This window comes from Ferrovibrio sp. (assembly GCF_041906005.1).
In the GTDB taxonomy this organism is placed as follows: domain Bacteria; phylum Pseudomonadota; class Alphaproteobacteria; order Ferrovibrionales; family Ferrovibrionaceae; genus Ferrovibrio.
This window is the reverse complement of record NZ_JAYRJY010000001.1, coordinates 3,155,580-3,179,360: the sequence shown is the minus strand read 5'-3', so window position 1 is coordinate 3,179,360 and position 23,781 is coordinate 3,155,580. Positions and strand designations below refer to the sequence as shown.

General features: G+C 62.3%; 26 protein-coding genes. 7 read left to right on the top strand and 19 right to left on the bottom strand.

All coding sequences use genetic code 11. The annotated features are described in order from the left end of the window. Positions 1–8 precede the first annotated feature (8 nt). The 7 genes from ACE3OO_RS15600 to ACE3OO_RS15570 all read right to left on the bottom strand — a co-directional run bounded on the left by ACE3OO_RS15600 (position 9) and on the right by ACE3OO_RS15570 (position 8,437). Positions 9–3,056, bottom strand: coding sequence for a hypothetical protein (locus tag ACE3OO_RS15600; RefSeq protein ID WP_374304355.1), 3,048 nt, complete (start codon positions 3,054–3,056; stop codon positions 9–11). A gap of 399 nt (positions 3,057–3,455) precedes the next feature. Next, positions 3,456–3,842, bottom strand: a complete 387-nt coding sequence (locus ACE3OO_RS15595; RefSeq protein ID WP_374304354.1) for a response regulator — start codon at positions 3,840–3,842, stop codon at positions 3,456–3,458. Between the two features lie 32 nt (positions 3,843–3,874). Then, positions 3,875–5,317, bottom strand: a complete 1,443-nt coding sequence (locus tag ACE3OO_RS15590) for a DUF1217 domain-containing protein (RefSeq protein WP_374304353.1) — start codon at positions 5,315–5,317, stop codon at positions 3,875–3,877. Between the two features lie 152 nt (positions 5,318–5,469). Further along, entirely contained in the window at positions 5,470–6,339 is an 870-nt protein-coding gene (locus ACE3OO_RS15585) for a MotE family protein (protein ID WP_374304352.1), read from the bottom strand. A gap of 59 nt (positions 6,340–6,398) precedes the next feature. Then, complete coding sequence (locus tag ACE3OO_RS15580; protein ID WP_374304351.1) at positions 6,399–6,905, bottom strand: DUF6468 domain-containing protein; 507 nt, start codon at positions 6,903–6,905, stop codon at positions 6,399–6,401. Then, positions 6,902–7,927 (bottom strand): flagellar motor switch protein FliM, encoded by a 1,026-nt coding sequence (gene fliM, locus ACE3OO_RS15575; protein WP_374304350.1) that lies wholly within the window; start codon positions 7,925–7,927, stop codon positions 6,902–6,904. Before fliM ends, ACE3OO_RS15580 begins: the two co-directional genes overlap by 4 nt. A 15-nt stretch (positions 7,928–7,942) precedes the next feature. Next, complete coding sequence (locus ACE3OO_RS15570) at positions 7,943–8,437, bottom strand: flagellar basal body-associated FliL family protein (RefSeq protein ID WP_374304349.1); 495 nt, start codon at positions 8,435–8,437, stop codon at positions 7,943–7,945. Positions 8,438–8,671: 234 nt separating this feature from the next. On the opposite strand from ACE3OO_RS15570, the gene flgF reads away from it, so the two are divergent. Genes flgF through flgH form a run of 4 tightly spaced genes read left to right on the top strand, consistent with a single transcriptional unit; the run spans position 8,672 to position 11,816 of the window. Next, on the top strand, positions 8,672–9,397 hold the full coding sequence (gene flgF, locus ACE3OO_RS15565; protein ID WP_374304348.1) for a flagellar basal-body rod protein FlgF: 726 nt from the start codon (positions 8,672–8,674) through the stop codon (positions 9,395–9,397). A 25-nt stretch (positions 9,398–9,422) separates the two neighbouring features. Continuing rightward, complete coding sequence (flgG, locus tag ACE3OO_RS15560) at positions 9,423–10,208, top strand: flagellar basal-body rod protein FlgG (RefSeq protein WP_374304347.1); 786 nt, start codon at positions 9,423–9,425, stop codon at positions 10,206–10,208. A 29-nt stretch (positions 10,209–10,237) separates the two neighbouring features. Beyond that, positions 10,238–11,011 (top strand): flagellar basal body P-ring formation chaperone FlgA, encoded by a 774-nt coding sequence (gene flgA, locus ACE3OO_RS15555; protein ID WP_374304346.1) that lies wholly within the window; start codon positions 10,238–10,240, stop codon positions 11,009–11,011. A gap of 28 nt (positions 11,012–11,039) precedes the next feature. Next, on the top strand, positions 11,040–11,816 hold the full coding sequence (gene flgH / locus ACE3OO_RS15550; RefSeq protein ID WP_374304345.1) for a flagellar basal body L-ring protein FlgH: 777 nt from the start codon (positions 11,040–11,042) through the stop codon (positions 11,814–11,816). A gap of 151 nt (positions 11,817–11,967) precedes the next feature. Here flgH and dksA read toward each other — a convergent pair whose 3' ends face one another. Both dksA and ACE3OO_RS15540 read right to left on the bottom strand, forming a co-directional pair. Beyond that, positions 11,968–12,387, bottom strand: coding sequence for an RNA polymerase-binding protein DksA (gene dksA / locus ACE3OO_RS15545; protein WP_300298701.1), 420 nt, complete (start codon positions 12,385–12,387; stop codon positions 11,968–11,970). A gap of 158 nt (positions 12,388–12,545) precedes the next feature. After that, complete coding sequence (locus ACE3OO_RS15540) at positions 12,546–12,977, bottom strand: flagellar assembly protein FliX (RefSeq protein WP_374304344.1); 432 nt, start codon at positions 12,975–12,977, stop codon at positions 12,546–12,548. Between the two features lie 194 nt (positions 12,978–13,171). Here ACE3OO_RS15540 and ACE3OO_RS15535 point away from each other — a divergent pair, with 194 nt between their 5' ends. The 3 genes from ACE3OO_RS15535 to ACE3OO_RS15525 are packed head-to-tail and all read left to right on the top strand — an operon-like array spanning position 13,172 to position 15,392. Beyond that, positions 13,172–14,509, top strand: coding sequence for a flagellar basal body P-ring protein FlgI (locus ACE3OO_RS15535; protein WP_374304343.1), 1,338 nt, complete (start codon positions 13,172–13,174; stop codon positions 14,507–14,509). Next, positions 14,509–14,838 carry a rod-binding protein gene (locus ACE3OO_RS15530; protein WP_374304342.1) on the top strand — a complete coding sequence of 110 codons (330 nt, stop codon included), beginning with the start codon at positions 14,509–14,511 and terminating at the stop codon, positions 14,836–14,838. Before ACE3OO_RS15535 ends, ACE3OO_RS15530 begins: the two co-directional genes overlap by 1 nt. Continuing rightward, positions 14,835–15,392 carry a hypothetical protein gene (locus ACE3OO_RS15525; RefSeq protein ID WP_374304341.1) on the top strand — a complete coding sequence of 186 codons (558 nt, stop codon included), beginning with the start codon at positions 14,835–14,837 and terminating at the stop codon, positions 15,390–15,392. The genes ACE3OO_RS15530 and ACE3OO_RS15525 overlap by 4 nt, the downstream gene beginning before the upstream one ends. 74 nt (positions 15,393–15,466) lie before the next feature. On the opposite strand, the gene ACE3OO_RS15520 is transcribed toward ACE3OO_RS15525, so the two are convergent. The 10 genes from ACE3OO_RS15520 to ccoO form a co-directional block, all read right to left on the bottom strand. After that, entirely contained in the window at positions 15,467–15,919 is a 453-nt protein-coding gene (locus ACE3OO_RS15520) for a VOC family protein (protein WP_374304340.1), read from the bottom strand. 5 nt (positions 15,920–15,924) lie between these two features. After that, positions 15,925–16,929 (bottom strand): isopenicillin N synthase family dioxygenase, encoded by a 1,005-nt coding sequence (locus ACE3OO_RS15515; RefSeq protein ID WP_374304339.1) that lies wholly within the window; start codon positions 16,927–16,929, stop codon positions 15,925–15,927. A gap of 156 nt (positions 16,930–17,085) precedes the next feature. Then, positions 17,086–17,283 carry a hypothetical protein gene (locus tag ACE3OO_RS15510; RefSeq protein ID WP_374304338.1) on the bottom strand — a complete coding sequence of 66 codons (198 nt, stop codon included), beginning with the start codon at positions 17,281–17,283 and terminating at the stop codon, positions 17,086–17,088. Further along, a complete protein-coding gene (gene ccoS, locus ACE3OO_RS15505) occupies positions 17,283–17,450 on the bottom strand; it encodes a cbb3-type cytochrome oxidase assembly protein CcoS (protein ID WP_300298678.1) in 168 nt (55 codons plus the stop codon). Before ccoS ends, ACE3OO_RS15510 begins: the two co-directional genes overlap by 1 nt. Continuing rightward, positions 17,447–19,840: a heavy metal translocating P-type ATPase metal-binding domain-containing protein gene (locus ACE3OO_RS15500; RefSeq protein ID WP_374304337.1), complete on the bottom strand. Its 2,394-nt coding sequence runs from the start codon at positions 19,838–19,840 to the stop codon at positions 17,447–17,449. The genes ccoS and ACE3OO_RS15500 overlap by 4 nt, the downstream gene beginning before the upstream one ends. Positions 19,841–19,847: 7 nt before the next feature. After that, positions 19,848–20,333 (bottom strand): FixH family protein, encoded by a 486-nt coding sequence (locus ACE3OO_RS15495; protein ID WP_374304336.1) that lies wholly within the window; start codon positions 20,331–20,333, stop codon positions 19,848–19,850. A gap of 40 nt (positions 20,334–20,373) precedes the next feature. Continuing rightward, positions 20,374–21,837: a cytochrome c oxidase accessory protein CcoG gene (gene ccoG, locus ACE3OO_RS15490; RefSeq protein ID WP_374304702.1), complete on the bottom strand. Its 1,464-nt coding sequence runs from the start codon at positions 21,835–21,837 to the stop codon at positions 20,374–20,376. 163 nt (positions 21,838–22,000) lie between these two features. Then, positions 22,001–22,864, bottom strand: coding sequence for a cytochrome-c oxidase, cbb3-type subunit III (gene ccoP / locus ACE3OO_RS15485; RefSeq protein ID WP_374304335.1), 864 nt, complete (start codon positions 22,862–22,864; stop codon positions 22,001–22,003). Between the two features lie 4 nt (positions 22,865–22,868). After that, positions 22,869–23,042 (bottom strand): cbb3-type cytochrome oxidase subunit 3, encoded by a 174-nt coding sequence (locus ACE3OO_RS15480; protein WP_374304334.1) that lies wholly within the window; start codon positions 23,040–23,042, stop codon positions 22,869–22,871. Between the two features lie 10 nt (positions 23,043–23,052). Next, positions 23,053–23,778: a cytochrome-c oxidase, cbb3-type subunit II gene (gene ccoO, locus ACE3OO_RS15475; RefSeq protein ID WP_374304333.1), complete on the bottom strand. Its 726-nt coding sequence runs from the start codon at positions 23,776–23,778 to the stop codon at positions 23,053–23,055. Between the last annotated feature and the right edge of the window lie 3 nt (positions 23,779–23,781).

Sequence of the window (23,781 nt, the reverse complement as noted above, 5' to 3'; positions counted from 1 at the left end):
AAACACGCTCAGTTGATCGCGCTGAGGCCGCCCTTGGCCACGCGATCACGGTAACGACTCATGAAGGCTTCGTACTGGCCGATCTGTGCGATCGTGGCGGCCAGTTCACGCGGATCCCCAGCCGCCCGGGTGACCGTGCTGGCAACGGCGGCAAAAGCCGGCGCATCCGGTGTATCGCGGAATTTCGCTTCGTATCTGCTGCGCAGATCGGTCAGCGCGGCAATGTCGTTGGTCAACGAATAGGCCACGCCAAGCTGCAGCACCTGCTTGCGCTCGTCGGGGCTCAAAGGCGCCGGGTCGGCATGGCGATTGCCGAGCGTCAGGCTGACCACGCGGGCAAAGGCAATCCAGTCCTTGGCACGCCAGTGCAGGTCGGCACGCAGGCTGCGGGCTTCGGGGCTCTGGTCCTGCCCCAGCAGATTGAGGGCCTCGGGGAAACGGTCGAGGTCGCCCAGAGCCCGCGCCTCCAGCAGGCGGCGCTCCTGCACCACCGCAGGGGACAAATTCGGCATCTGGGTATTCTGCAGCGACTTCAGCGCGGCATCGGGATTGCGGTCGAGCAGATACACCACGGCCAGACGCGCACCGGCCTTGGAACGGTCCTCGCCACGCAGGCGATAGGTGATCTGGTGCTCAAGCAGCTCGGCGGCGCGATTGAGCAGATCGACCGAAACGAGGCGGTCGGCCAGCTTGCCGATGATCTCATCGCCTTCCGGTCCAACCGGCGTGAGTTCGCGATAATCGTAATACAAAGCCAGCGCGGTCAGCGGCGGCAGGGCCTGAGCACCGCCATCGAGGAACAGCTTGGCGAATTCGTCACTCATCTGCTTGCTGAGCAGAGGCACTTCCGGCGACTTCGGGAAATACTTCACGACCTGGCGGAAGGTCGTGATGCCGCCGCGCAGATCACCGGTGGAAAACTGCAACTCGCCCAACCTGCGCAGCAGATTGAATTCATAGGGACCACCGCGCCAGGCAAAGCGCAGCTGATCCATGCGTTCGATCGCCTGCGGCACGTCGATCAGCTTGCGAGTCAGCATCATGTCGGTCTTGGCGAATTCGGCCAATGCCCGCGCCCTGCGGTCGCCACTGCCCGCCGCGAGATCGAAATAGCGGATCGCGTCTTCCGGCTTGTTGGTGGCATCGGCCAGCAGGCCGCGCACATAATTGCCTTCAGCAGCCTGGCCGCGGGTCAGCAAATCCCAATCCAGCGCCTGCAATTCGGCGGTGGCCGCCGCGATATCGCCACCGGCTAGCCAGGCGCGGGCCATGGTGAGGCGCAGATTGGCGCGCAGGTCGGGAGGAAATTTTGCGACCGCGGCGCCCGAGAGCGAGAAGGCCCGCCGGGCCGCCGGCCAGTCGTCCCGCTCGGCGGCCAGCATGCCGCGATAGGCCAGCACATCCGGATCGTCGTCGAAAACCTTGGAATCGAGATCGTTGGCCGCATCGGCCAAGCGACCGAGCCGCAAATAGGCGATGCCACGCAGCGCGCGATAGAGTTTGTCGCGTTCCAGGTCCGGCTGTTCGGCCCGGGCCTTGGCCAATACGCCAAGCGCCTCGGGTTGCATATCGTTAGCGGCATAGAACTGGGCCAAGGCCATGCGATTCTGCTGGCGCTGGCCGGTCGGACTGAGACCGATACGACGCAGCAGATTTTCTTCCTGCTCGGCATAGGTCTTGCCCTCGACTTTTCGCCATTCGCTGAACTGCAGGATGTCGAGCGTGCCACTCTTCGGGTCGGCGCCGCGCGGCGCCGATAGCGACAGGCCATTGGGCGAAGCGATCTCGATACCGCGCGGATAACGCCGGATATCCAGATTGTCGGCATGCATCTCAAGCGCGAAGCCCTGGAAACTGGGCAACACGCTGAGTTCTATGAAATCGCGGCGGCTGGATACGCCGCCATTGGCACCGGCATAGGGCACCACCGTCAGCATATCGCCTGTCTCTGGATCGGGGATGACCAGTTGCGGCGACGGATCGTTTGCCGCAAAGAACAGCCGCGCGCCGCCATCGGCATCAAGCTGGCGCCGCACGTCGATTTCCTGCGGTCGATTGCGCGGCGATTCCGCATCGTCGACCATGGCACCAGACGCCGTTTCCTTGGGAACCAACTGCTCGGGCTGGATCGTGTTGATACCGATCTGCCAACCAGTATTGCGGCGCGTGAAATTCGCCGTGGTGCCGCTGGGCACGGCCAGACGCAGCACGGTGACACCCGGGATGGGGAGTTGCTCTACACCATTGATGGCGCCGCTCCAGTCGCGTGTCGTGATCGGACGCAAATCGACATTGGCGGAGCGATCGAAAACCAGCCACAGATTACCGTTGCGCAGGAAGGCCGCTGCTGCGACCGGGCGCGTCCACGGGAAATTCAACAGCGGGCCGGTGCGGCTGGAATCCACCCCGGGCACCAGCGGTTCGCCGGTGATCGGCCCGGTCGGCGGCGCGGGCATAAAGGTGCCCAACGGCGCGCTTTGTACGGTCGCAAGCGGCGCGGCAGCCGGAACGCCTGCGGCCGCGGGTGCCACCTGTGAAGCCGCCGGGGGCTGTACCGGAGCCGAGGCTGGTGCAGGCGGTGCCTTAGGCGCGGCAGCCGGCGCGGCCGGCTTCGCCTCCGCCACCTTGGGCTCAGGGGCCTTGGGCTCGGGGGCCTTGGGCTCGGGGGCCTTGGGTTCCGCAACCTTGGTTTCAGGGGTCTTGGTTTCAGGCGCCTTTGCTTCCGCAGGCTTCGGCGCCGGCTTCGCTTCGGCCTGTGCCGGCTTGGACTCTGCCGACGGTGTGATATCCACCACGACCTTCGCGCCATCGCGCCAGGATTTGACACTGGCCCCTTCCGGAACGGCGAAACTGACGATCCCGCCGTCACCCTGGGCGCGCCAGGCCAGGTTCTTGACATTGCGCGGCGGGAACTGCGGCAAGCGCCCCAGATCCACGGGCTGCGGACTGGCGAAACGGATCGAGGTCTGGCCGCCTTCGGTCGCGACATCGAAATCGACCCGCTGAGGCCAATCGAAAACCAGCCGTGTGTAGGTGGGATGCTCGCCGGCGCGCAAACGGACAGCCGAGCCGGCCGCCGGCGCAGGGGCAGCCGGCACAGGAGAAGAACGGGCAGGAGGAGCGGCCTGCGGCGGGGTCGTTGCAGGCGTTCCGGCCGGCTGCGGCGGCGCGGCAAGCGGTCGGCCAACCGGAGGGGTATTCGTTTGCGGTTCGGTCTGGGCCAGGATCGCTGGCGATAAAAGGCCAAGGGCGCCGGCCATTGCTAGGCCAGCGACACCACTGCGCACCGAACGATGCCGGCTCGCGAGAGGTTGCCTGTCGTGCCTTCTTGCCATGCTCCCTGTCTGCGTCGATCCGGTCTCAGCGGAGAATCGCACCCCGCGCTTCGCAATTATAGAAGCGTGGCAGGATAAGGCGATACTGTTAACAGATTGTTCTTTCGACCAGATCGGCAGTTAAACCCGGCCAAGAAGGCCGGTCAGGCGGGCTTTAAGGCTGGCGGAATCAAACGGCTTGAGAATGAACCCGTCGACCCCGAGCCGCCCCGCCTCGGCCACCGCCTCGGGCCGGCTTTCCGCAGTGATCAGCACGAACGGGATCGCGGCATAATCCGGATCACTCCGCACGGCCCTCAGGAAGGCCAGGCCGTCCATCGGCGTCATGTTCCAGTCCGACAGGATCAGGCGGTAGCGCCGGCGGCGCAGCATCGTCAATGCCGTGATCGGATCGCCGACCGTGTCGACCTCCGGAAAACCGATGTCACGCAACTGCTTGGCGATGATCGCCAGCATGGTGCGATGATCGTCGACCACCAGGATCGGAAGGGATGAACCAGCCGCCATCCGGCAGCCATAACCGAAAAACGGCGCGAAGCCTAGCCGAGCAGATTCAGCAGATAACTCTGCCCGCCGCTGCTTTCGGCGCCCTTGAAGGTCAGATAACGGGTGACCATTTTCTCGATCTCGTTGGGATCGCTCTTGAGCGATTTGACGTCAACCCGTTTCTCAAGTGCCGTTATCTGGCTTTCCACTTCCTGGTAGGCCAGTTCCTTCGGGATGTTGTTGGCGACGGTGATCACCTCACGCAGGACGCTGTCGCCCAGCAATTGCACCGTCAGGTCCACATCCTTGATGCGGCGGGAGAACTCGATCGCGGCGCGCACACCGGGCGCCTGCTCGTCGAGATGCTGCTCGTATTTCACACGCTCGTATTTCTGCGCCAAATCCAGCGCCGTCGAGCCGAGTTTGAGCTTCATTTCCTTGAAGATGGAAAAACCCAAATCCTCAGTCATTTTCTTGTAACGAGGGTCCTGGAAGCGGTTCGCCAGCGAGTCGACGTCGGTCAGATCGCTTTCCAGGATTTTGCGGATCTTGCCGGGATACTGGGCTTCGCTTTCGAGGTCGTAGGCCGAGAGCACGAATTTCAGCAGGCGATGATTATTGAAGAAATCATCCAGCGATTGAATCCCAGCGATGTTTTCCTTGAAATACTGGATTTCCGACTGCACGTCTCTGCGGTCACGGAAATTCTGGAATTCCGGCCCATCAAATTCGTAATAGTTCACCGATTTCGTATTTGGCGCCGCCGCCTGTTCCTGCTGAAGACCCAGGCTCTGCTTGGCCGAGTATGTGCTTGCATCCCGCGCCGCGATATCAGGACCGAAGATCAGCTTTCCGTCGTCTGCCGGATTCTTCGAACCGCTGGTCACCATCGCCTTGCCATTGGCATCGATCTGCAATTTGCGCAGACGAGCCAATCCGGGATCAAGCGGCGTAACCATGGTGCCGTCGTTGACGACTTTACCGTTGCTGTCCAGACCGACCGCATTGCCATTCGTGTCCAGCAACGCACCGGTCGAGCCAAAGCCATATTTCTTGGCCAGCTCCAGATCCTTCAATGTCCCCTTCCGCGCCACCGAATTAGGATCATTCAGATCGCTAGTCAGGATGTCGCGCAGTTTCTGGGGATTTGTCTTGAACAGATCCTCATAACCGTTGCCATAGGCCAGTACGCGCATGAAACGATCGTCATTAATCAACTCGCTGACGGTTGTGGCTGTCGCGGCACGGTTGTTGTAGTAAATCACGTCGTTCTGGACGCGCGCGTTGTTTTCCTTGGCCTGGGCATTCTGCAGTCTGATCGCAGCATTGGTGAATTCGCGCGCAGCCGTCTTGGCCTGCTCCACGGCGGCATCCGGCTGGCTGTTCGCTTCATTCTCGGCGGCAAGCTTCTGCAGCTTGCGATACATCGCCGTCGGCGACATCGTCCCCGACGATGCGCTCGCGCCGCTGTACAAAATGCTCAGATCAATCGACATCCTTGCGCGCCTCCTGCGGCAGTGATGACCGGCGCGGCCCCTTCTGCGGCTGCGCTTGAAATCTGTTGAAATAATACTCCCGTGGCGGGCAATACGGCAAGACAGAGTTTTCCCTGTACTTACAGCGCATTAACCCATAATTAACCGTGTTTTCAGCCCCCCGCTCCCGCCGGGCGCGGCGGGGTGGCAGGTGCCGCGCCGGTTGAAGCGGGCGCGGCAGGGCGAGCCGGTGCCGGGGCCGCACCGGCCGGGGGCTGGATCTGGGATTCCGCACCGGCGCGCAGGCTGGGCGGAATCTGCTTGCGCGTGGCAAGCCGCACCGTGAGGTCCTGGGCCGTGGCGGGGCTCATGTCGGCCAGCACGGCGGCCAGCTTGGCCTCTTTCATACGTTCGACCACGCCGAGCAGAACGTTGGCATCCAGCTTCTCAAAGATGCGGGCGGCATCCTTGGGCTTCATGTTCTCGTAGACCTTCACCAGCCCCTGCAGGTTCTGTTCTTCCTGCTTGTCGTATTGCTGGACGATCTGCTTGATGCTGCCTTCAAGCTTTTTGAGTTCGGCAATGCGTTCATCAATACGCTTCTCCGCGGCCGCCAGCAGGCTTTCACGCAAGTCGATCTCGCGGGCACGCTGCTCAAGCTGATCACGGCGTTGGGCCAGATTGGCCAGCAGTTCGATTTCGGCGCGGGTAAAGGTCGTTGGGTCGCGGTCGGCCAGCGACTGCACCGTTGATGATGGCGCGGCGCCGCCCCCGGCCGGGCGCGCGGCCTGAGTCGGTGAAGGCGCGGCCGATTGCGGCTGGGATTGCGCCGGGGGCTGGGGCTGTGCCGGGGCCTGGGCCAGGGCCTGGGATGCCGGCTGCGTGGCAGGCGGCGGGGTCAACTGGGTGGGCTGTCCTGCTGCGCCTTGCTGCTGCGCGCCGGCCGGCGTGACGAACAACTCCGCCCTGCCCTGCCAAAGCGAACCGATCTTCAGCCCCAGCAACAGCGCCACGGCCAGGATCGTCAACGGCAGAATACGCACGCGCGGCGCAAGCCGGGATTTCCCGGATCGCCCGTCTGCTGCCTGCTGCCGTATCGCAGTCATCGCGCCTGCCTCAGGGCCATGAGCAGTTCTCGCTCGGCTTCCGAACGTGGCTCAATCTTGAAATCCCGATTGCCTGCCGGCATGGCGGCCGGCCGCTTGGTCGGGAATGGCGTCACGGGCTGAGGTCGCTCCTGAGCCTTCTCAGGGCCGCGCTGGCTGGCAGCCTCTTGCCGAACGGCACGGTTGCCACTTGCCTCGCCGGCCAGACGATCCGCCAGCCGGTCAGCCGTCTCGATCATGAAACCAAGTTCGTCGCGCAAAATCTTGGCCTGCTTCATGCGTTCGTCATGCGCCGCATCAGCCCCGGCAGAAGCCGCCTTCAATTCCGTCACGCCCTGACGCGCCTTGGCCAATGCCTTGTCGAACTCGCCGATCAGACGGCGCATCTCATCCTGGTTGGCGCGCAGGTTTCCGAGCCTGCGGTTGAGCACCAACGATATCGTGAAGGTGATCACCAGCAGGACGGCAACGACGATTTCGACGACCAGAGTCACCGTCATCATACACCTCCCAGGTTCTTCAACGTCCGGTCGATCTTGACTGCGATATTGTTCCCCATGCGGCCCATGCGGCCCTCCACCATGGGAATGCCGCCGCAGCGCATCATGATCACCGATTCAGGCGTGGCGTTGAACATGATGGTTTTGCCGACCTCGAGATTCATGACCTGGCCGAGCGTCATCACCTGCTCGTCCAGCACCGCCTCGATTTCTACATCGGTGGACCACAATTCGGTGGCAAGGTGGTTTTCCCAGATCGAGTCACGGCCGAACTTTTCGCCCATGAACATCTGGAGCAGCAACTCGCGAACCGGCTCCAGTGTCGCATAGGGCAGCATCAGCTCGAGGCGGCCGCCACGATCCTCCATGTCGACGCGCAGGCGGGCAAGAATTGCCGCATTGGCAGGGCGGGCAATGGTGGCGAAGCGCGGGTTGGTCTCGATACGGTCGTAAGAGAAATTAACCGGCGCCAGCGGCTCGAAGGCGGCGCGCATGTCGTCGAGCACGACATTCACCATACGCTCGACGAGGTTGCGTTCGATCGTGGTATAGGGGCGGCCTTCGATACGCATCGCCGCCGTACCGCGACGTCCGCCCAGCAGCACGTCGACGATCGAGTAGATCAGTGAACTGTCGACCGTCAGCAGGCCGTAGTTATCCCACTCCACGGCGCGAAAGACGCTCAGGATCGCTGGCAGCGGGATTGAATTCAGATAATCGCCGAACCGGATGGACGTGATGTTATCGAGCGAAACTTCAACGTTGTCGGACGTAAAATTGCGCAAGGACGTGGTCATCAGACGCACGAGGCGGTCAAACACCACCTCCAGCATCGGCAGACGCTCATAGGAGACCAGCGCGCTATTGATGATCGCGCGTATGCCGGCTTTATCCGCATCCTCCTCGACGCTGGCATCAAAGCCAAGCAGGCTGTCGATTTCGTCCTGATTCAGGATGCGGGTAGAACCGCCGGCGTCATCTCCGCCGCCAGCCCAGGCTGCGCCCTCTTCCGTATTATCCGCCATGACTGTCTCGCTTGGTCACTGGATCAACATCTCCTTGAACAGGACATCATTGATCTTGATCGGAGCCACCGCCTGATTGACGCGGATCAGCAATTCTTCCTTCAGTCGATACAAGCCAGCCGATCCTACCAGATCATCCGGCCGCAATTCGCGCAGATAGATCTGGAAGTTGTCGGTGACACGCGGCAACAACTCGTTCAGCTTCGGCGTCGCCAGTGGATCGTTATGTTCCAGCGCCACCTTCAGCTTCAGATAGGATGCCTGGCGGCCAGTGGAATTCAGGTTCACCAGGATATCCGGCAGATCGTAAAAAACCGTCACTTTCGGCAACTCGGGCTTGACCTCGGCTTCCTCATGCTTGCCGGCGAACAGGAAGAAATAGGCCGCGCCACCGCCGCCCAGCACGAGCAGCAGCACAACAGCGGCAACGATAATCACGATCGCGCGCTTGCCCTTCTTCTTCTTGCCTTCGAGCTCGTCGCCCTCTTGGCCTTCGGTCTCGTCACTCATGCCGGCGAATCCCTGGCCTCTGCCTATTCAGTCTAGGCTGCCATTGGTAAGGCCCCACAGTTAACACTTTGTCACCGCCCGGCAGAATTTGCCGGGTCGGCCCGGCCGCGCCTCGGCCAAAATGCCCCTTCGGACTGAATTAACCAAAATATTTGCCGGTTTATCGGCAAAAATTGAGTTGGCACAAGCCCTGCAAATGATGGCCCAGCAACAGCTAAACGCGAGTTTGGTGTCATGGAAAACGCAACCTATATCGGCCTGTCCCGTCTCTCGAGCATGCGACGCGAGATGGACGTGCTGGCCAACAATCTGGCGAACATGAATTCCAACGCCTACAAGGGCGAGCGCGTACTGTTCGAGGAATACCTCAAGGGCCCGACCGACGCGAAAAAGGTCAGCTTTGTCAATGATTTCGCCGTTCTGCGCGATACCCGCGTCGGGAAACTGGAGCAGACCGGCAATACCTACGACGTGGCGATTACCGGCAATGGCTACCTGACCGTGGATACCCCGCAGGGCCGCCGTTATACCCGCGACGGCCATCTGCGCCTGGATGCCGACCGACGCCTGGTCACCTCGGGCGGCCATCCGCTGCTGGATAGCCGGGGCCGCGACATCATCATCCCGCAGGATGCCCAGGATATCCCGGTGATTGCGACCGACGGTACCGTTTCCGTGGGCCAGCAGCAGGTCGCGAAGATCGATCTGGTCTCCTTCGAAAACGAACAGGAACTGCGCAAGACCTCCCAGGGCCTTTACGCCACCGACCAGGAACCGCAGGTCGCATCGGCCGGCAGCACACTGGTGCAGGGCATGCTGGAGGCATCCAACGTTGAACCGATCGTCGAGATGACGGCGATGATGGAATTGCTGCGGCAGTATCAGGGCACACAAAGCCTGATGGATGCCGAGCACGAGCGTATGCGCACCGCGATCCAGCGGCTTGGGCGCACCGCGTAAGATCTAGAGAGCAGGAGAACCAACCATGCGTTCGCTCAGCACCGGCGCCACTGGCATGATGGCCCAGCAGCTTAATGTCGAGGTGATCTCGAACAACATCGCCAACATGAGCACGACGGCGTTCAAACGCCAGCGTGCGGAATTCCAGGACCTGCTGTACCAGAACATGCGTCGCCCAGGCTCTTCGTCCTCCGATGCCAATACCATTGTGCCCTCAGGCATCCAGATCGGTGTCGGCGTGCGCACGGCCGGCGTCTATCGCATCCACGAACAAGGCAACCTGACCACGACGGGCAACACCTACGATCTGGCCATCAGCGGCAAGGGCTATTTCCAGGTGACGCTGCCATCGGGTGAAACCGCCTATACCCGCGCCGGCTCGTTCCAGATCAACGCGCAGGGCCAGATGGTGACGGTCGACGGCTACCTGCTCAATCCGGCCATCACCGTGCCGCAGGGTGCGTTGTCGGTGAGCATCGATGCCACCGGTATCGTCGAGGCGCGCATTGCCGGTCAGACCAACGCGCAGCAGCTCGGCCAGATCCAGCTTGCCACCTTCATTAACGAGGCCGGCCTGGAAGCGACAGGCGACAACCTGTTCCTGGAGACCGCGGCGTCCGGCCAGCCAACCGTTGGCAATCCGAATGCCGTTGGCTTCGGCACCTTGCGTCAGGGTTATGTCGAAACCTCGAACGTGAATCCGGTGCAGGAAATCACCAACCTGATCACCGCGCAGCGCGCCTACGAAATGAATTCCAAAACCATCACGGCATCGGACGAAATGCTGCAGGCCGCGACCCGCCTGCGCTGATGCACTGATACGCCCAACGGAGATCCGCCATGGCCTCGCTTCGCACTCTTCTTCTCGCCGGTCTCGCCACCGCCGCTCTCGCTCTGCCGATGGCTGGAATGCAGCCGGTTGCGGCACAAACCCAGGTCGCTTCGATGGGTGGCGGTGCCGGGCGGATCATCGGCGAGCGCGAAGTGGCCCGCCGGATTGCCGAACTGGTGCAGCAGCGCAACGGCGGCCAGCCGGTGGATATCCACTTCCATGGCATGGACAACATCATCGAGGTGCCGGCGGCTGGCCAGGCCGTGCTGCAGGTCGAGAGTTTTTCCTTCGACTCGCGCAGCGGCCGCTTCATGGCGTCGCTGACCACCCCTGGTCGCACCGAGGCGGTGCGGTTCAGCGGCCGCGCCCAGGCTGTCGAATCCTTGCCCGTGCTGAAAAACCGCGTCGCTGCCGGCGAGACCATCACCAAATCCGACATTGAATGGATCAGGGTGCCGGCCGGCCGTTATGGTGGCGGCTACATCGACCGGATCGAAGACATGATCGGCCAGGCTCCGCGCCGCCCGCTGGCCGCCGGGCGCCCGCTGCGCACCACCGATATCGGCAAGCCGGAAGTGATCACCAAGAACGGCATGGTCACCATGGTGGCGCAGGGCCCGGGCCTGACCATCACCACCACCGGCCGTGCCATGGAGGCCGGCAGCATGGGCGATGTGATCCAGGTGATGAATATCCAGAGCAAAAAAACAGTGCAGGCGACCGTGATCGGCCTGAATCAGGTTCAGGTCATCACCGCTCCCAGCATCCTCGTGACCAACTGACGAACGCCGAGCAAAAAGGAATATCGCCATGCTCCGCCTCACTCCCGCCCCGCTCACCGGCATGCTGCGCGCCGCTGCCGTGGCCGGCCTTGCCATCTCCCTGGGTGCATGCGGCAATATCAGCCGGCTGGCCGATGTCGGCTCTGCACCGCCGCTGAGCAAGATCGACAATCCGGCCGAACAGCGCGATTACCGTGCCGTCAGCCTGCCGATGCCCGCTCCGGAAGTGACGCCGCGCCATGCCAACTCGCTGTGGCGACCCGGTGCGCGCCAGTTCTTCAAGGATCCGCGCGCGACAAAGGTGGGCGACATCCTGACCGTCAACATCAACATCCAGGAACGTGCCCAGCTGCAGAACAACACCACCACGTCGCGTGACAACAGCGAAACGGCCGGACTGCCGAATTTCCTGGGCATCGAAGCCGCCGGCGGCGCACTGGGACGTATCTTCAATGGCGCCGATGCGAGCAACCTGGTCGGCATGAACTCGGCATCCGGTGTTCAGGGCCAGGGCCAGATCAACCGCCAGGAGCAGATCACGCTCAGCGTCGCGGCACTGGTCACCCAGATCCTGCCGAATGGCAACATGGTCGTGCAGGGCCGTCAGGAAATCCGCGTGAACAACGAAATCCGCGAACTGCTGATCAAGGGCATCGTGCGGCCCGAAGACATCACGGCGACGAATACCATCGTTCATACCCAGATGGCCGAAGCCCGCATCTCCTACGGTGGCCGCGGCCAGCTGACCGACGTACAGCAGGGTCGCTGGGGTCAGCAGATCTTCGACATTATCGCCCCGTTCTAAACGGAGGTACCCCACCCCGCCCGCAACGCGGGCGCGCCAGAACGTGCGTCAGGATCGCAGGAAGTGGTCCGCGGCAAAACGCCAGGGGTGTGAAAACGCAAAAGGCCGGTCAGAAGACCGGCCTTTTCGTCATTCAAGAGGCAACGATCATCTACATGTCGTCGCGATGGGTACGCTCCCGGCGCTCGTGGCGTTCCTGGGCTTCGATCGACAGCGTGGCGATCGGGCGGGCTTCGAGGCGCTTGAGCGAGATCGGCTCCCCGGTTTCCTCGCAATAGCCGTATGACCCATCCTCGATCCGCTTCAGCGCCGCATCGATCTTGGAGATCAACTTGCGTTGACGGTCGCGGGTACGCAGTTCCAGGGCACGGTCCGTCTCGGTCGAGGCCCGATCGGCAATATCCGGTTCCTGGGTCGTGTCTTCCTGCAGATGCTGCAGGGTTTGATTTGATTCCCGCAGAATTTCTTCCTTCCATGCCAGCAGTTTGCGGCGGAAGTATTCCTTCATGCGCGGATTCATGAAGGACTCACTCTCGGTCGGCCGATAATTCGCCTTCAATTGGATACCCATGTAAGAGACCCTCCAGGCGCCGCGGCGACTCCGGGACCCCCGGCCGCGGCGCGCGGGAGTATATGAATCGCCCCCGTCTGGAGCAAGGCCAGATAACCTATTGGAAGCCTTTAATTTTTTGAAAAAATCGTGAAAAGTCGATTACCCGGCCGGCCGGTTCACAGCCCCAGCTTGGCCAATTCGACCTCGCAGCGGAGCTCAATCTCGGCCACCACATCGGCCAGACGCGGATCCTCGATGGCCATTTTCTCGTTCCGCAGGGCCAGGGCCAGGGCCTGCAACTGGGCTGCCGGCATCCGCCCTTCCAGCAGGCCGTGACGGATCTCGTCCAGCTTTTCCAGCAATGTGGAGCCCCGGCGGAACGCCCGCTGCCGGTTTTGCCTGCCGCCGCCCTGTTCGTCGACGGCCTGAATCGTCAGCATGGCATCCAGCGCGGCCATGGGGGCAGCCTGGGAGACCTGGCCTGCCGGCTTTTCGGCGCCCTTCAAAAGACTGGCGAAATTGGCACCGCCGGCGCTACCGCTGCCAGCCGTGCGTTTCGGGGCCCCCGGGGCAATGCCGCCTGGACCTTTAACTTTATCGATGCTCATGGAATTTGTGATCCGTTACGCGCTGCATGGTGCCCGATAAGACTGACCGGGTAAAGCCGGCATTTTTTGCCGCGTCAACCCGGCAAAACGAGTCAAACTCCTTTATTTTCAACACATTAACCATTGGCACGAGCTTCGCATACTTCATGGCGAGAAGCGGCTTTGATGGCCGCGAGTGTGAAGGAAGATGCGAAATGTCCAGCTTCGCCCGTCATTGGTCCCAGACCCTGCTGCGCCGCCTGGCCCAGACGGCCCTGACCTGCGGCCTCCTGCTGGCTGCCCTGGCCGGCGGCTCGGCCCAGGCCGGTTCCCGCATCAAGGATATCGCCGACTTCGAAGGCATCCGCGACAACATGCTGGTCGGTTATGGCTTGGTGGTCGGTCTTGACGGTACCGGCGACAGCCTGACCAACGCCCCCTTCACCCGCCAGAGCCTGCAGGCGATGCTGGAACGCTTCGGCGTCAACATCCGCGATGCCGGTACCTTCCGCACCCAGAATCTTGCCGCCGTGATGGTCACGGCCTCGCTGCCGCCCTTCGCCCGCCATGGCAGCCGCATCGATGTGAATGTTTCCACCATGGGCGATGCCAAAAGCCTGCAGGGCGGCACGCTGCTGGTGACCCCGCTGCTCGGTGCGGATGGCGAAGTTTATGGTGTGGCCCAAGGCGCGATTGCGATCAGCGGTTTCAAGGCTCAGGGCGCGGCGGCCCAGGTCACCCGCGGTGTGCCGACATCCGGCCGTATCGCCAATGGCGCCATTGTCGAACGCGAGGTCGGTTTTGAACTGGCTTCGCTGCCCGTGCTGCGGCTGGCCCTGAAGAATCCGGATCTCACCACTGCGCGTCGCATCAGTCAGGCCGTTTCCACCCTGGCCGGCGTGCCGACCGCACGCGCGCTGGATCCCAGCACAGTGCATATCGATATCCCCGAGCGTTTCCGCCGCGACATCATCGGCTTCATGACCGAGGTCGAGCAGTTGCAGGTTGAAACCGACCAGATGGCGCGCGTGATCATCGATGAACGCTCGGGAACTATTGTGATGGGCCCGAACGTGCGCATCGATACTGTAGCCATCGCGCAGGGCTCTCTCACCGTCCGTATCACCGAGACCCCGCAGGTCTCGCAGCCGAACCCCTTCGCGCCGGGCCCTGTGGGCGTGGCCGGTATCGCCGGCACCTCGGCAACAACCGGCACCGTGCAGGTTCCGCGTATTGGCCCGGATGGCCAGCCTGTGAAGGACGCCTCTGGCAACTTCGTCTTCGACACCATCACCCAGGCAGTGCCCGGCACCGGTACGCCGACCGTGGCCGGCCAGATTGGCGGCGGCGCGCAGACTGTGGTGGTGCCGCGCACCGATATCCAGATCGACGAACAGGCCGATCGCCGCCTCGGGATCCTCAAGCGTGGCGTGTCGCTGCAGGAACTGGTCGATGGTCTCAATGCCCTTGGTGTCGGTCCGCGCGACATGATCACGATCCTGCAGGCGATCAAGGCAGCCGGCGCCCTGCAGGCCGAAATCCAGGTGATGTGATGTCGACCCTCGTTGCATCACCTGCCATCCACTCCTACGCCATCGACCAGGCGCGCAGCGAGCGCCTGTCTTCCGAGGCTGGCCCGCGCAAGAACGGCAACGCCCGCAAGGCAGCCGAGGATTTCGAGGCTTTTTTCCTGACCCAGTTCTTCGAGTTCATGTCGAAGGACCTCAAGACCGACGGTCCGATGGGCGGCGGCCAGGCCGAGGCAACCTGGCGCTCGTTTCTGAATGATCAGTACGGCCGCGAAATGGCGAAAGGCCGCGGCATCGGCATCGCCGACATGGTTTATGACCAGATGCTGAAAATGCAGGAGGCGCAATCATGAACAACCGCCAGCCGAATTCCGGCAACCGCACTCAGGCATTGAACCCGCGCGCAGCCCAGCGCAGGGCCGTCGACGCCGAACCACGCCCGGCCGACAATTGCGGCACGGGCGCCGTGCCCCCTACCCTGCCTGAACTCAGCGACCTCGTGATCCAGCTCAAAGACATCATGCAGCAGGAAACTGCGATGCTGGAGCGCCATGATTACGACAACCTGCCCCGGACCACAGAACAGAAGCGCATTATCGCCGGCCTGTTGCGCGACAAGCAGAAAGTGCTGAAACAGCATCCCGACGCCCTGCATGACGCCCCGGAAGCCGAACGCGAGAAGCTCAAGCGCCTGCTCGGTGAGATGCAGGATGTCGGCAAGCGCAATGAAATTGTCGTGCGCACGGCTCGCGATGCCAACAAGATGCTGCTGGATGCCGTGATCCGTGGCGCCACCAAGCAGAGCCAGCTTGGCACCGGCTATGGCCGCACCGGCGCGATGACCGCTTTGACCACCAATTATGGTGCACGCCAGGCCGTATCGTTGTTCAGCAATGAGGTCTGCTGAGAATCCCTGTCTTCCCCCACCAGCGCCCCTCGCCCCGCCGGCCATGCCGTTGCGGGGCTTTTCTTTGGCTCAACCTAAACCGGCCGGCTCTCCGGTGGCAGGTCGTCATACGCAGTACGATGACTGATACGATGATTGACCCGGAAGACATTGCCTTCCGGATCGGCGAGCACAGCCTGCCGGGCATTGTAATACGTGAGGTAAGGCTCCTTCAGAACGGCACCGCCCAATTGCCGGCATTCCGCGGCAATGCGATCCACGGCATCGGCGCTGTCTACCTCGATGGTGAAATACGCGCCCAGCGGAACGGGACCCTCTCCCTGCGGTCGTCGCGCATCCAGCGCCAGCAGGCCATAGGCTTCCGGGGCATTGAAACCCAGCTCCGCGCCATTGGCATCAAGGCATCGATAAATCGGTGATCGGTGCGCTTCGATCTCGGCAAAGCCAAATAGCCTGGAATAGAAAGCCGACTGCGCGGCAATATCCCGGGCAAACAGGTTCACATAAGCAAGCCGCGCTTTCGCCATGACGATCACCCGGCCTTGCGGCCATAGGTACGATTGAACATTTCCATCATGTGTTCACCCGCCTGGCAGGGCGGATGGCGCGCCGGCCGTTCCGGTCCGCTGCATCCCGGCAGGCATTCGATCCGGGCGTAATGATCGGGCGTATAGAAGAACGGGATGGAATAGCGGTCCCTGCTCTCCTTATGCCGATTCAGCACGCGATGCATGTTCGAACGATACAGATCGTTGGTCCAGCGCTGAATCATGTCGCCCAGATTGATAATGAACGTTCCCGGCAGTGGCGGCGCGGCGATCCATTCTCCGTCGGCATTCTGCACCTCCAGGCCGCCGGCATCATCCTGCAGCAACAGAGTAATGCCGCCCCAATCCGTGTGAGCACCGGCGCCAAGCTGATTGAATCGCGCCTGCTCCGGATGCGGCGGATAATGCAGCAGCCGCATCACGGCATTGGGCCGCCGAAACATGGGGACGAAATATGTCGCCGGTAAATCCAGCGAGCGCGCCAGCAACATAAGCAAACGGTCGCCCAATGCCTGCATGGCATCAAAATAGGCCAGCATCTGCCGCCTGAAAGCCGCGCCTGAGAAGCCGGGGAATTCGCCAGGCCAGAGATTGCCGCCATAGCCGCGGATGCCGGCAACCACATAGGGATCATCGTCCGGCAGATCGGCCGTATAGTAATAGCCTTCCTTCAGGTCCGGCGGGGAACCGGCATCCAGCACCTGCCCGGCCAGCGGCTCATAACCGACCAGACTGCGTGAGCGCTTCATGCTCAAGTCGGCCTTGGCCTCTGCCGGCAACGCGAAGAAGCGGCGCGCCCAGTCAAACTGGACATCGACCATCTCCCTGGGAATACCGTGCCCCGAAACATAGAAGAAGCCGATGTCCCGGCAAGCTTTGTGAATATCCCAGGCAATGGCATCAACCGCCACGGCATCGCCGCTGTTAATCCCGGAGATGTCGATGACGGGCAACGACTTGGCAGCGGAGGGAGGGGTATAGAGAAGCATGACGCATAGTCCTGAGCAGGATAGCCGTCGCAACAGCGGATCGGTTCAGGATATGCAGCAATGATGCCAGCCGGATCAGGCCGGAAATCCATGGCGCTATCTTCAGACGGCGCCATGGAATGGTCAAAAGCGCGGCAGCGCGCCCAAGGATCGGACTTAGGCTTCGTCTTCGTCGTGGCTGCGATTGATCGCCCAGAAGTCATAGAATACGGCGAACGCGGCCAGCGCCAGGCCAAAAGCCTGCATGCCGCCATCCCGCGCGCCGGCAGCCAGCACAATGCCAAGCAGGCCCAGCACCGTCACCAGCGCGGCGATCACCCAATAGCCCATAACGGTCATCACATTCGCATTCATCACTTGCTCCTTTCACGCAATTCAGCGTCAGCATCATCGAACAACACACGCCGACCGGCGCCTTCAAGATCATCCATCTGGCCGGCTTTCAATGCCCAGAGAAACCCGAACATACCAAGCAGACCTAGCCCCAGCGCCGCTGGAATCAGAAACAGCAGGATCGTCATGAAGCCTCCTTGCGCCGGCCGAGGTCGAGCCGCAACGCATTGCCCACCACCAGGATCGACGAACTCGACATGGCAATGGCGGCGATCAATGGCGTGACCATGCCGGCGATCGCCAGCGGCACGGCAAACAGGTTGTAGACCAGCGCCAGCGCCAGATTCTGCTGCGCCAGGCTGCGGCTGCGCCGGGCAACCGCCAGAAATTCCGGCACCGCCGCGAGTTTCTCGCCCTGAAAGACGGCGTCGGCGGCATTCTGCGCGATATCGAGACCAGATGATGGCGACAGCGAAGCATCGGCCTGGGCCAGCGCCACCGCATCGTTCAATCCATCGCCCACCATCAGCACATGACGGCCCTGTTGCTTGAGGGCCGCGATGGCCGACGCCTTGCCGCGCGGATCGATGCCGGCCTGCCAGTCAGTTATGCCGAGCCGAGCCGCGACAGCAGATACCGCCATGGCATGATCGCCAGACAGTATCGCCAGACGGAAGCCGGCGCGGCGAAGCCCGTCAACCACCGCAGCCGCATCGCTGCGCAGCGTGTCCGCGAAACGGAAACGGCGCGCCGCATGGCCGGGCCGGGTCAGCCACAATTCCGAATAGCCATCGGCCGGTTGGGTATCAACGCCGGCAAAGCGGGCATGACCAAGACGAATTTCTCCATCCGGCACTGCCAGCCGCAAACCCTGGCCCGGCAGTTCCTCGACACCATCAGCCGGCGCAACATCGTCGCAAGCCGCCAGCAGCGATTTGCATAGCGGATGTCGGCTGCGGGCTGCCAGCGCGGCAGCCAGACGAAGGCTGCCGGCATCCCCGGCATCGTCTGCCAGCAAGCGCGGCTGACCGAGCGTCAACGTGCCGGTTTTGTCGAACACGATGGTGTCAATGGGAGCAGCCCGTTCCAGCGCCGTCGCGGATTTGAGCAGGATCCCGCGGCGCATCAACCGGCTGCTGGCCACCACCTGCACCACCGGCACGGCCAGGGCGAGCGCGCATGGGCAGGTGATGATCAGCACGGCGGCCGCGATCAGCATGGCACTACGCCAATCGGCATCGCCGATGAAAATCCATCCCACGAAACTGAGCAGGGCCGTGACATGCACCACTGGTGCATACCAGCGGGCGACACGCTCGGCCAGACGCACGTAGCGATCCCGCCCCTGTTCGGCCGCTTCCATCAGACGGGCGATCTCGCCCAGCAATGTCGCGCTGCCAACAGCCGTCACGCGCAGGGTCAACGGTGCTTCCAGGTTGATCGCACCGGCGAAGACGTTGGCGCCGGATTCGACCGGCTGCGGCAGCGTCTCGCCGTTGATCAGGCTGGCATCCAGCGCCGAATGGCCCTCGATCACCGTGCCATCCACCGGCACACGCTCACCGGCGGCGACCAGCACGCAATCACCCACTGCCACCAGATGGGCCGGGCGCTGCATGATGCCGGTTTCGGTCAGAACCGAGACCGGCTTGGCGGTCCAAGCCACCAGTCTTTGTGCCGTGCGCCGGGCAAAACCACGCGCCCGCAAATCGAGATAGCGGCCAACCAGCAGGAAGAAGAGCAGCGTGACGGCAGCATCGAAATAAGCATGCGGGCCCGAGCGCAACATCTCGGCCAGGCTGACCGCCACCGCCAAAGTGACGCCGATGGTGATCGGCACATCCATATTGGTGCGGCCCTGGCGCAAAACGGCGAAGGCCGAGCGATAGAAGGGCCGGCCGGCATAGGCAATGGCGGGGATGGCGATCAGCGCCGAAATAGCATGGAAGAGGTCTCGTGTGGCAAAACCCATTTCACCGACATGGCCCGACCAGACCGACACCGACAGAAGCATGATATTGGCGGCGGCAAACCCGGCCACAGCCATGGCCCGCAGCAGATCGCGCTCCTCCGCATTGCCGATCTTCTCGGCCGCATCGGCGGTGAGCGCCAGACAGCGATAGCCCAGGCGGGAAACAATACCAGCCAGATCATTGACCCGGCCCGCAGCACCTTTCCAGCTCAGGGTCAGGCGGCGGGTAGAGGCTGAAAGCCTTGCCTGCTGTACCCCCGGCTGGGCCCGCAGAGCCTGCTCGATCAGCCACAAACAGGCGGCGCAATGCATGCCCTCGACCAGAAATTCCACCTGGCAGGCGCCATCCTTTCCGGGTTGAACGAATTCGCGCCAATCTGCGGTATCGGTATCGGCCGGTGTCGGCGCGGATGCATCGCGCAGGCTGTAATAGCGTTCCAGTCCCAGCCCCTTGATCAGGGCATTGGCACCGGCGCAGCCGCTGCAACAGAAAGCCGGCTTGCCATCATCGACCTTGCCCACAACCGGCGCACCGCAATGGGCGCACGCCGCGGCAACATCTGCCTGCGGCCGGGTCGTATCGGAAGACAATGCCACCAGCGCCATGGCCGGTTCAGCGGATCATCAGCCGCTCGGCGCCCGAGAATTCCTGGCTGCCGCGTCGGGCTGAGAAATGCAGATCCCAGGCACCCTGCTTGGGTAGTCGCACCTGGCTGCGGTAGCGGCCTGCGCCGACAGCCTCGAAATCGACGCGCAGCGGCGGCAGGTTCTCCACCGGGCGCTGCAATTCGCCTTCGAGCGCAAGACCATCCAGCGGCGCCTTACCGGCATCCATCCAGCGGACCTCGATCGTCACCGCATCGCCCGATGGCAGGGTCGAAACATCATATTGCCAACCCAGCCGGGCCTGGGCATCGATCTGGGCCTTGGTCTGGTTATAAGCGAGCCCCTTCTTGTAGGGATGCTCCACCACCAGACCGCTGAACGTATCGGTGGCATAAACGATCAGCGTGGTGTTCACGGCAATGACGACGGCAAAGCCGCCGACAAACAGCCAGGGGATCCAACGCCCGCGCGGTGAAGATGGTTTCTGTGCCATGGCGATAGCCATTATAGCGACTCCGTACCGCCTGAAAGCATCAATTCGGCGCGTTAAAGGTGGATTTGTAGCCGGTCAGCCGCCGGCCCTGCTCGTCGACGACATTGAAACGCAGGGTAGTCGAACTTTCCTTGATCATCGGGCGGGGTGCCTTCACGAAAACACGATAATCCCCCACGTTGTCGGGCGGCACCACCAAGGGCAGCCGGGTCGTCGGCTCGTCGCCTTCACCAGCCAGGAACATGGCAGCCTGCGGAATGCCCTCAATGGTCAGGTAAAGCTTGCGCTCGTCGCGCGTCTTGTTGAGCAGCTTGATGGTATAGCCGTTACGCAGCGAGCCATCCGACAGGGTGACATAGAGCGGCGCGCGATCGTGCAACACGTTCATTTCCCAGCTCGAACGCGTGAGCAGCGTGCCGGCCATGATAGCAGCCACCAGCACCAGCATAGCGGCATAGATCGCGGTCCGAGTGCGCAACAGCTTGAGTATGGCGGGCTGTTTGTTGGCACGGCGTTCGAGATTGGCGATCGACACGAAATCGATCAGCCGCTGCGGACGATCGACTTTTGCCATGATCTCGTCGCAGGCATCGATGCACAGCCCACAGCCGATGCATTCCAGCTGCATGCCATCACGGATATCGATGCCAGTTGGGCAAACATTCACACAGGCGCGGCAGTCGACACAATCGCCGCGCCCTTCCCAGCTTTCACCGGCCTTGTGCTTGCCGCGTGTTTCGCCGCGCCAGCCCTGATAGGTCACCGCCAGGGTGTGTTCATCCTGCATCGCGGCCTGGAAACGCGGCCAGGGGCACATATAAGTGCAGACCTGCTCGCGAGCCCAGCCAGCCAGCAGATAGGTGGTGCCGGTGAACAGGCCGAAGAAGAAATATGTGCCGCTGCCGGCTTCGCCAGTGAATATCTCGCGCGTCACCGTCGGGGCATCCTGGAAATACATGATCCAGGCGCCGCCGGTGGCCGCCGCAATCAGCAGCCATACCGCATGTTTGGCGGTCTTGCGCCAAGCCTTGTTGAAGCTGAACGGCTGCTGGTCCAACTTCATGCGGGCATTGCGATCGCCTTCGATCCAGCGCTCGACCAGCATGAACAGGTCTGTCCACACCGTCTGGGGACAGGTATAACCGCACCATACGCGACCAAACAAAGCCGTGGCCAGGAACAGGGCAACGGCGCCCAGGATCAGCAGGCCCGTCAGGTAGTAGACTTCCTGCGGCCAGATTTCGATCCAGAAGAAATAGCCGCGGCGGCCTTCCATATCGAGCAGCAACGCCTGGTTCGGGGCATTGGGGCCGCGATCCCAGCGGATCCAGGGCGCGATGTAGTAAACCGCGAGACAGGCGACTAGGATCGCCCATTTGATATTGCGGAAATAACCGGTAACGGCTCGGGGGTAGACCTTGACGTGGTCGGAATAAAGCGAGGGGGCAAGCAGCCCCAGCATCGCATCGGCGCGATTCTTAGTCTCAGGGGCCATCTGGTTCATATCGGTCACTCGCACCCTCATGCGCTGCTGGTCTTAAAATCCCGGACCCTCCCCGATCCTCTTTTCCCGGAATTTAATGCGCTGTGTACTGACTTGGTCTGTGGCGTTTGGGCGCAGCGGCAATCTGCCGCTGCGCCCGCCATCTTATATCCCGATTTATGTCTTACTCACCGCCGCCCAGGGCATGGACATAGAGCGCCAGCATCTTGATCGTGGCTTCGTCCAGACGCCCGGCCCAAGCCGGCATTACACCGGCGCGAGCATAGGCAATCGACTGCACCACAGCCGTCTTGTCGCCGCCATACAGCCAGATCTTGTCGGTCAGGTTGGGGGCGCCGACTTCGCGCATGCCCTTACCCCGCTCGCCATGGCAGGAAGCGCACTGCTCGGCAAACAGTTTGGCACCTTCGGCATTCGGCTTGTCGAGATCCGACAGCGAAAGCACATGCTGGGCCACCGCCTGGATCTGCGGCATGGTCAACAGACCATCGGCCAGGAAGCGCGGCATCTGCGACACGCGGGTCTCATCGTCATTGGTCGAGCGGATACCATGCTGCAGGGTCTGCTGGATATCTTCCAGCTTACCACCCCACAGCCAGTCGTCGTCGGCCAGGCTGGGATAGCCCTTGGCGCCGGTACCGCCAGACTGGTGGCAGGGCGCGCAATTCTCGGCAAACAGCACGCGGCCACCGGCCAGGGCAAAGCGGTTCAGATCGGCATCGGCCTTCACGGCCGAGATGTCCAGCTTGGCGATCTGGTCGCGATACTGAGCCTGCGCCGTGCTGGCTTCCTGCAGCCGCTTGGAAACATCCTCGCGCTGGGTATAGCCAAGGATGCCGCCGAAATGGCTGCGCATGTAAGGCACCGAGGGATAGAGCACCATCCACACCACCGAGAACAGGACGGTGGCGTAGAACACATACAGCCACCATTTCGGCAGAGGAGAATTCAGCTCCTTGATGCCGTCCCACTCATGGCCCGTGGTTTCGGTGCCGGTGACAGAGTCTTTTTCGATCTTGGTGGGCATCAGATCACTCCTTCTCGATGCCGTTATGCGGAGCGCCGTCGCGCAGCGGAATCTGTCCGCGCGTTTCCCAGTCCTTGCGTTTGGACGGCCACATCACCCAGACGATGATGGAGGCGAACAGCAGGAAGAACCAAAGCGTCCACAACGATTTCAGATGCGGATAGATAGCCTGCAACATGGCAACCTCCTTACTGGCGGAGGCTGCCGGGCTGCACCTTGTCGAATTCGACAAGGGTGCCGAGCATCTGCAGATAGGCAATCAGGGCATCCATCTCGGTGATCTTGCCGGCATTGCCGTCAAAATCACCCAACCGCGCCTTGGGATACCGGCCGACTACCGCGTCGGTATCGGCATCGGGCGTGGTCTGCGCCTCGAGATCCGCCTTGGCGTTCTGAATCATCTCGTCGCTGTATGGCACGCCAGTGACACGAAGTGCCTTCAGGTGATCGGCGATGTCGGCATATTGCAGCGGGCGTTCTGCCAGGAAGGCGTATGGAGGCATGATCGATTCCGAGACGACGGCGCGCGGATCCTTCAGATGCTCGACATGCCATTCGTTGGAGTACTTGCCACCCACGCGAGCCAGGTCCGGGCCGGTACGCTTGGAGCCCCACTGGAACGGATGGTCGTACATGCTTTCCGCCGCCAGGCTGTAATGGCCGTAACGCTCGACCTCATCGCGCAGCGGGCGGATCTGCTGGCTATGACAGACATAGCAGCCTTCGCGGATATAGATGTTACGACCCGCCAGCTCGAGCGGCGAATAGGGACGCATGCCCTGAACCCGCTCGATGGTGGTTTCGATGGTGAAGAGCGGCACGATCTCGACCAGGCCACCAATGGCGACCGTGATCAAGGTGAGCACGAGCAGCAGGATCGAGTTTTTCTCGACAACTTCGTGACGATAGGCCATGTC

Coding starts and splice junctions, on each gene's coding strand:
- ACE3OO_RS15595 (WP_374304354.1), bottom strand. CDS start 3,842: ATGGCGGCTGGTTCATCCCTTCCGATCCTGGTGGTCGACGATCATCGC.
- flgA (WP_374304346.1), top strand. CDS start 10,238: ATGGCCTCGCTTCGCACTCTTCTTCTCGCCGGTCTCGCCACCGCCGCT.
- ACE3OO_RS15580 (WP_374304351.1), bottom strand. CDS start 6,905: ATGATGACGGTGACTCTGGTCGTCGAAATCGTCGTTGCCGTCCTGCTG.
- ccoS (WP_300298678.1), bottom strand. CDS start 17,450: ATGACGATCCTGCTGTTTCTGATTCCAGCGGCGCTGGGGCTAGGTCTG.
- ACE3OO_RS15570 (WP_374304349.1), bottom strand. CDS start 8,437: ATGAGTGACGAGACCGAAGGCCAAGAGGGCGACGAGCTCGAAGGCAAG.
- ACE3OO_RS15535 (WP_374304343.1), top strand. CDS start 13,172: ATGTCCAGCTTCGCCCGTCATTGGTCCCAGACCCTGCTGCGCCGCCTG.
- flgG (WP_374304347.1), top strand. CDS start 9,423: ATGCGTTCGCTCAGCACCGGCGCCACTGGCATGATGGCCCAGCAGCTT.
- fliM (WP_374304350.1), bottom strand. CDS start 7,927: ATGGCGGATAATACGGAAGAGGGCGCAGCCTGGGCTGGCGGCGGAGAT.
- ACE3OO_RS15515 (WP_374304339.1), bottom strand. CDS start 16,929: ATGCTTCTCTATACCCCTCCCTCCGCTGCCAAGTCGTTGCCCGTCATC.
- ACE3OO_RS15480 (WP_374304334.1), bottom strand. CDS start 23,042: ATGTTGCAGGCTATCTATCCGCATCTGAAATCGTTGTGGACGCTTTGG.
- ACE3OO_RS15495 (WP_374304336.1), bottom strand. CDS start 20,333: ATGGCACAGAAACCATCTTCACCGCGCGGGCGTTGGATCCCCTGGCTG.
- ACE3OO_RS15525 (WP_374304341.1), top strand. CDS start 14,835: ATGAACAACCGCCAGCCGAATTCCGGCAACCGCACTCAGGCATTGAAC.
- dksA (WP_300298701.1), bottom strand. CDS start 12,387: ATGGGTATCCAATTGAAGGCGAATTATCGGCCGACCGAGAGTGAGTCC.
- ACE3OO_RS15520 (WP_374304340.1), bottom strand. CDS start 15,919: ATGGCGAAAGCGCGGCTTGCTTATGTGAACCTGTTTGCCCGGGATATT.
- ACE3OO_RS15590 (WP_374304353.1), bottom strand. CDS start 5,317: ATGTCGATTGATCTGAGCATTTTGTACAGCGGCGCGAGCGCATCGTCG.
- flgH (WP_374304345.1), top strand. CDS start 11,040: ATGCTCCGCCTCACTCCCGCCCCGCTCACCGGCATGCTGCGCGCCGCT.
- ccoO (WP_374304333.1), bottom strand. CDS start 23,778: ATGGCCTATCGTCACGAAGTTGTCGAGAAAAACTCGATCCTGCTGCTC.
- ACE3OO_RS15510 (WP_374304338.1), bottom strand. CDS start 17,283: ATGAATGCGAATGTGATGACCGTTATGGGCTATTGGGTGATCGCCGCG.
- flgF (WP_374304348.1), top strand. CDS start 8,672: ATGGAAAACGCAACCTATATCGGCCTGTCCCGTCTCTCGAGCATGCGA.
- ACE3OO_RS15540 (WP_374304344.1), bottom strand. CDS start 12,977: ATGAGCATCGATAAAGTTAAAGGTCCAGGCGGCATTGCCCCGGGGGCC.
- ACE3OO_RS15530 (WP_374304342.1), top strand. CDS start 14,509: ATGTCGACCCTCGTTGCATCACCTGCCATCCACTCCTACGCCATCGAC.
- ccoG (WP_374304702.1), bottom strand. CDS start 21,837: ATGAACCAGATGGCCCCTGAGACTAAGAATCGCGCCGATGCGATGCTG.
- ccoP (WP_374304335.1), bottom strand. CDS start 22,864: ATGCCCACCAAGATCGAAAAAGACTCTGTCACCGGCACCGAAACCACG.
- ACE3OO_RS15500 (WP_374304337.1), bottom strand. CDS start 19,840: ATGGCGCTGGTGGCATTGTCTTCCGATACGACCCGGCCGCAGGCAGAT.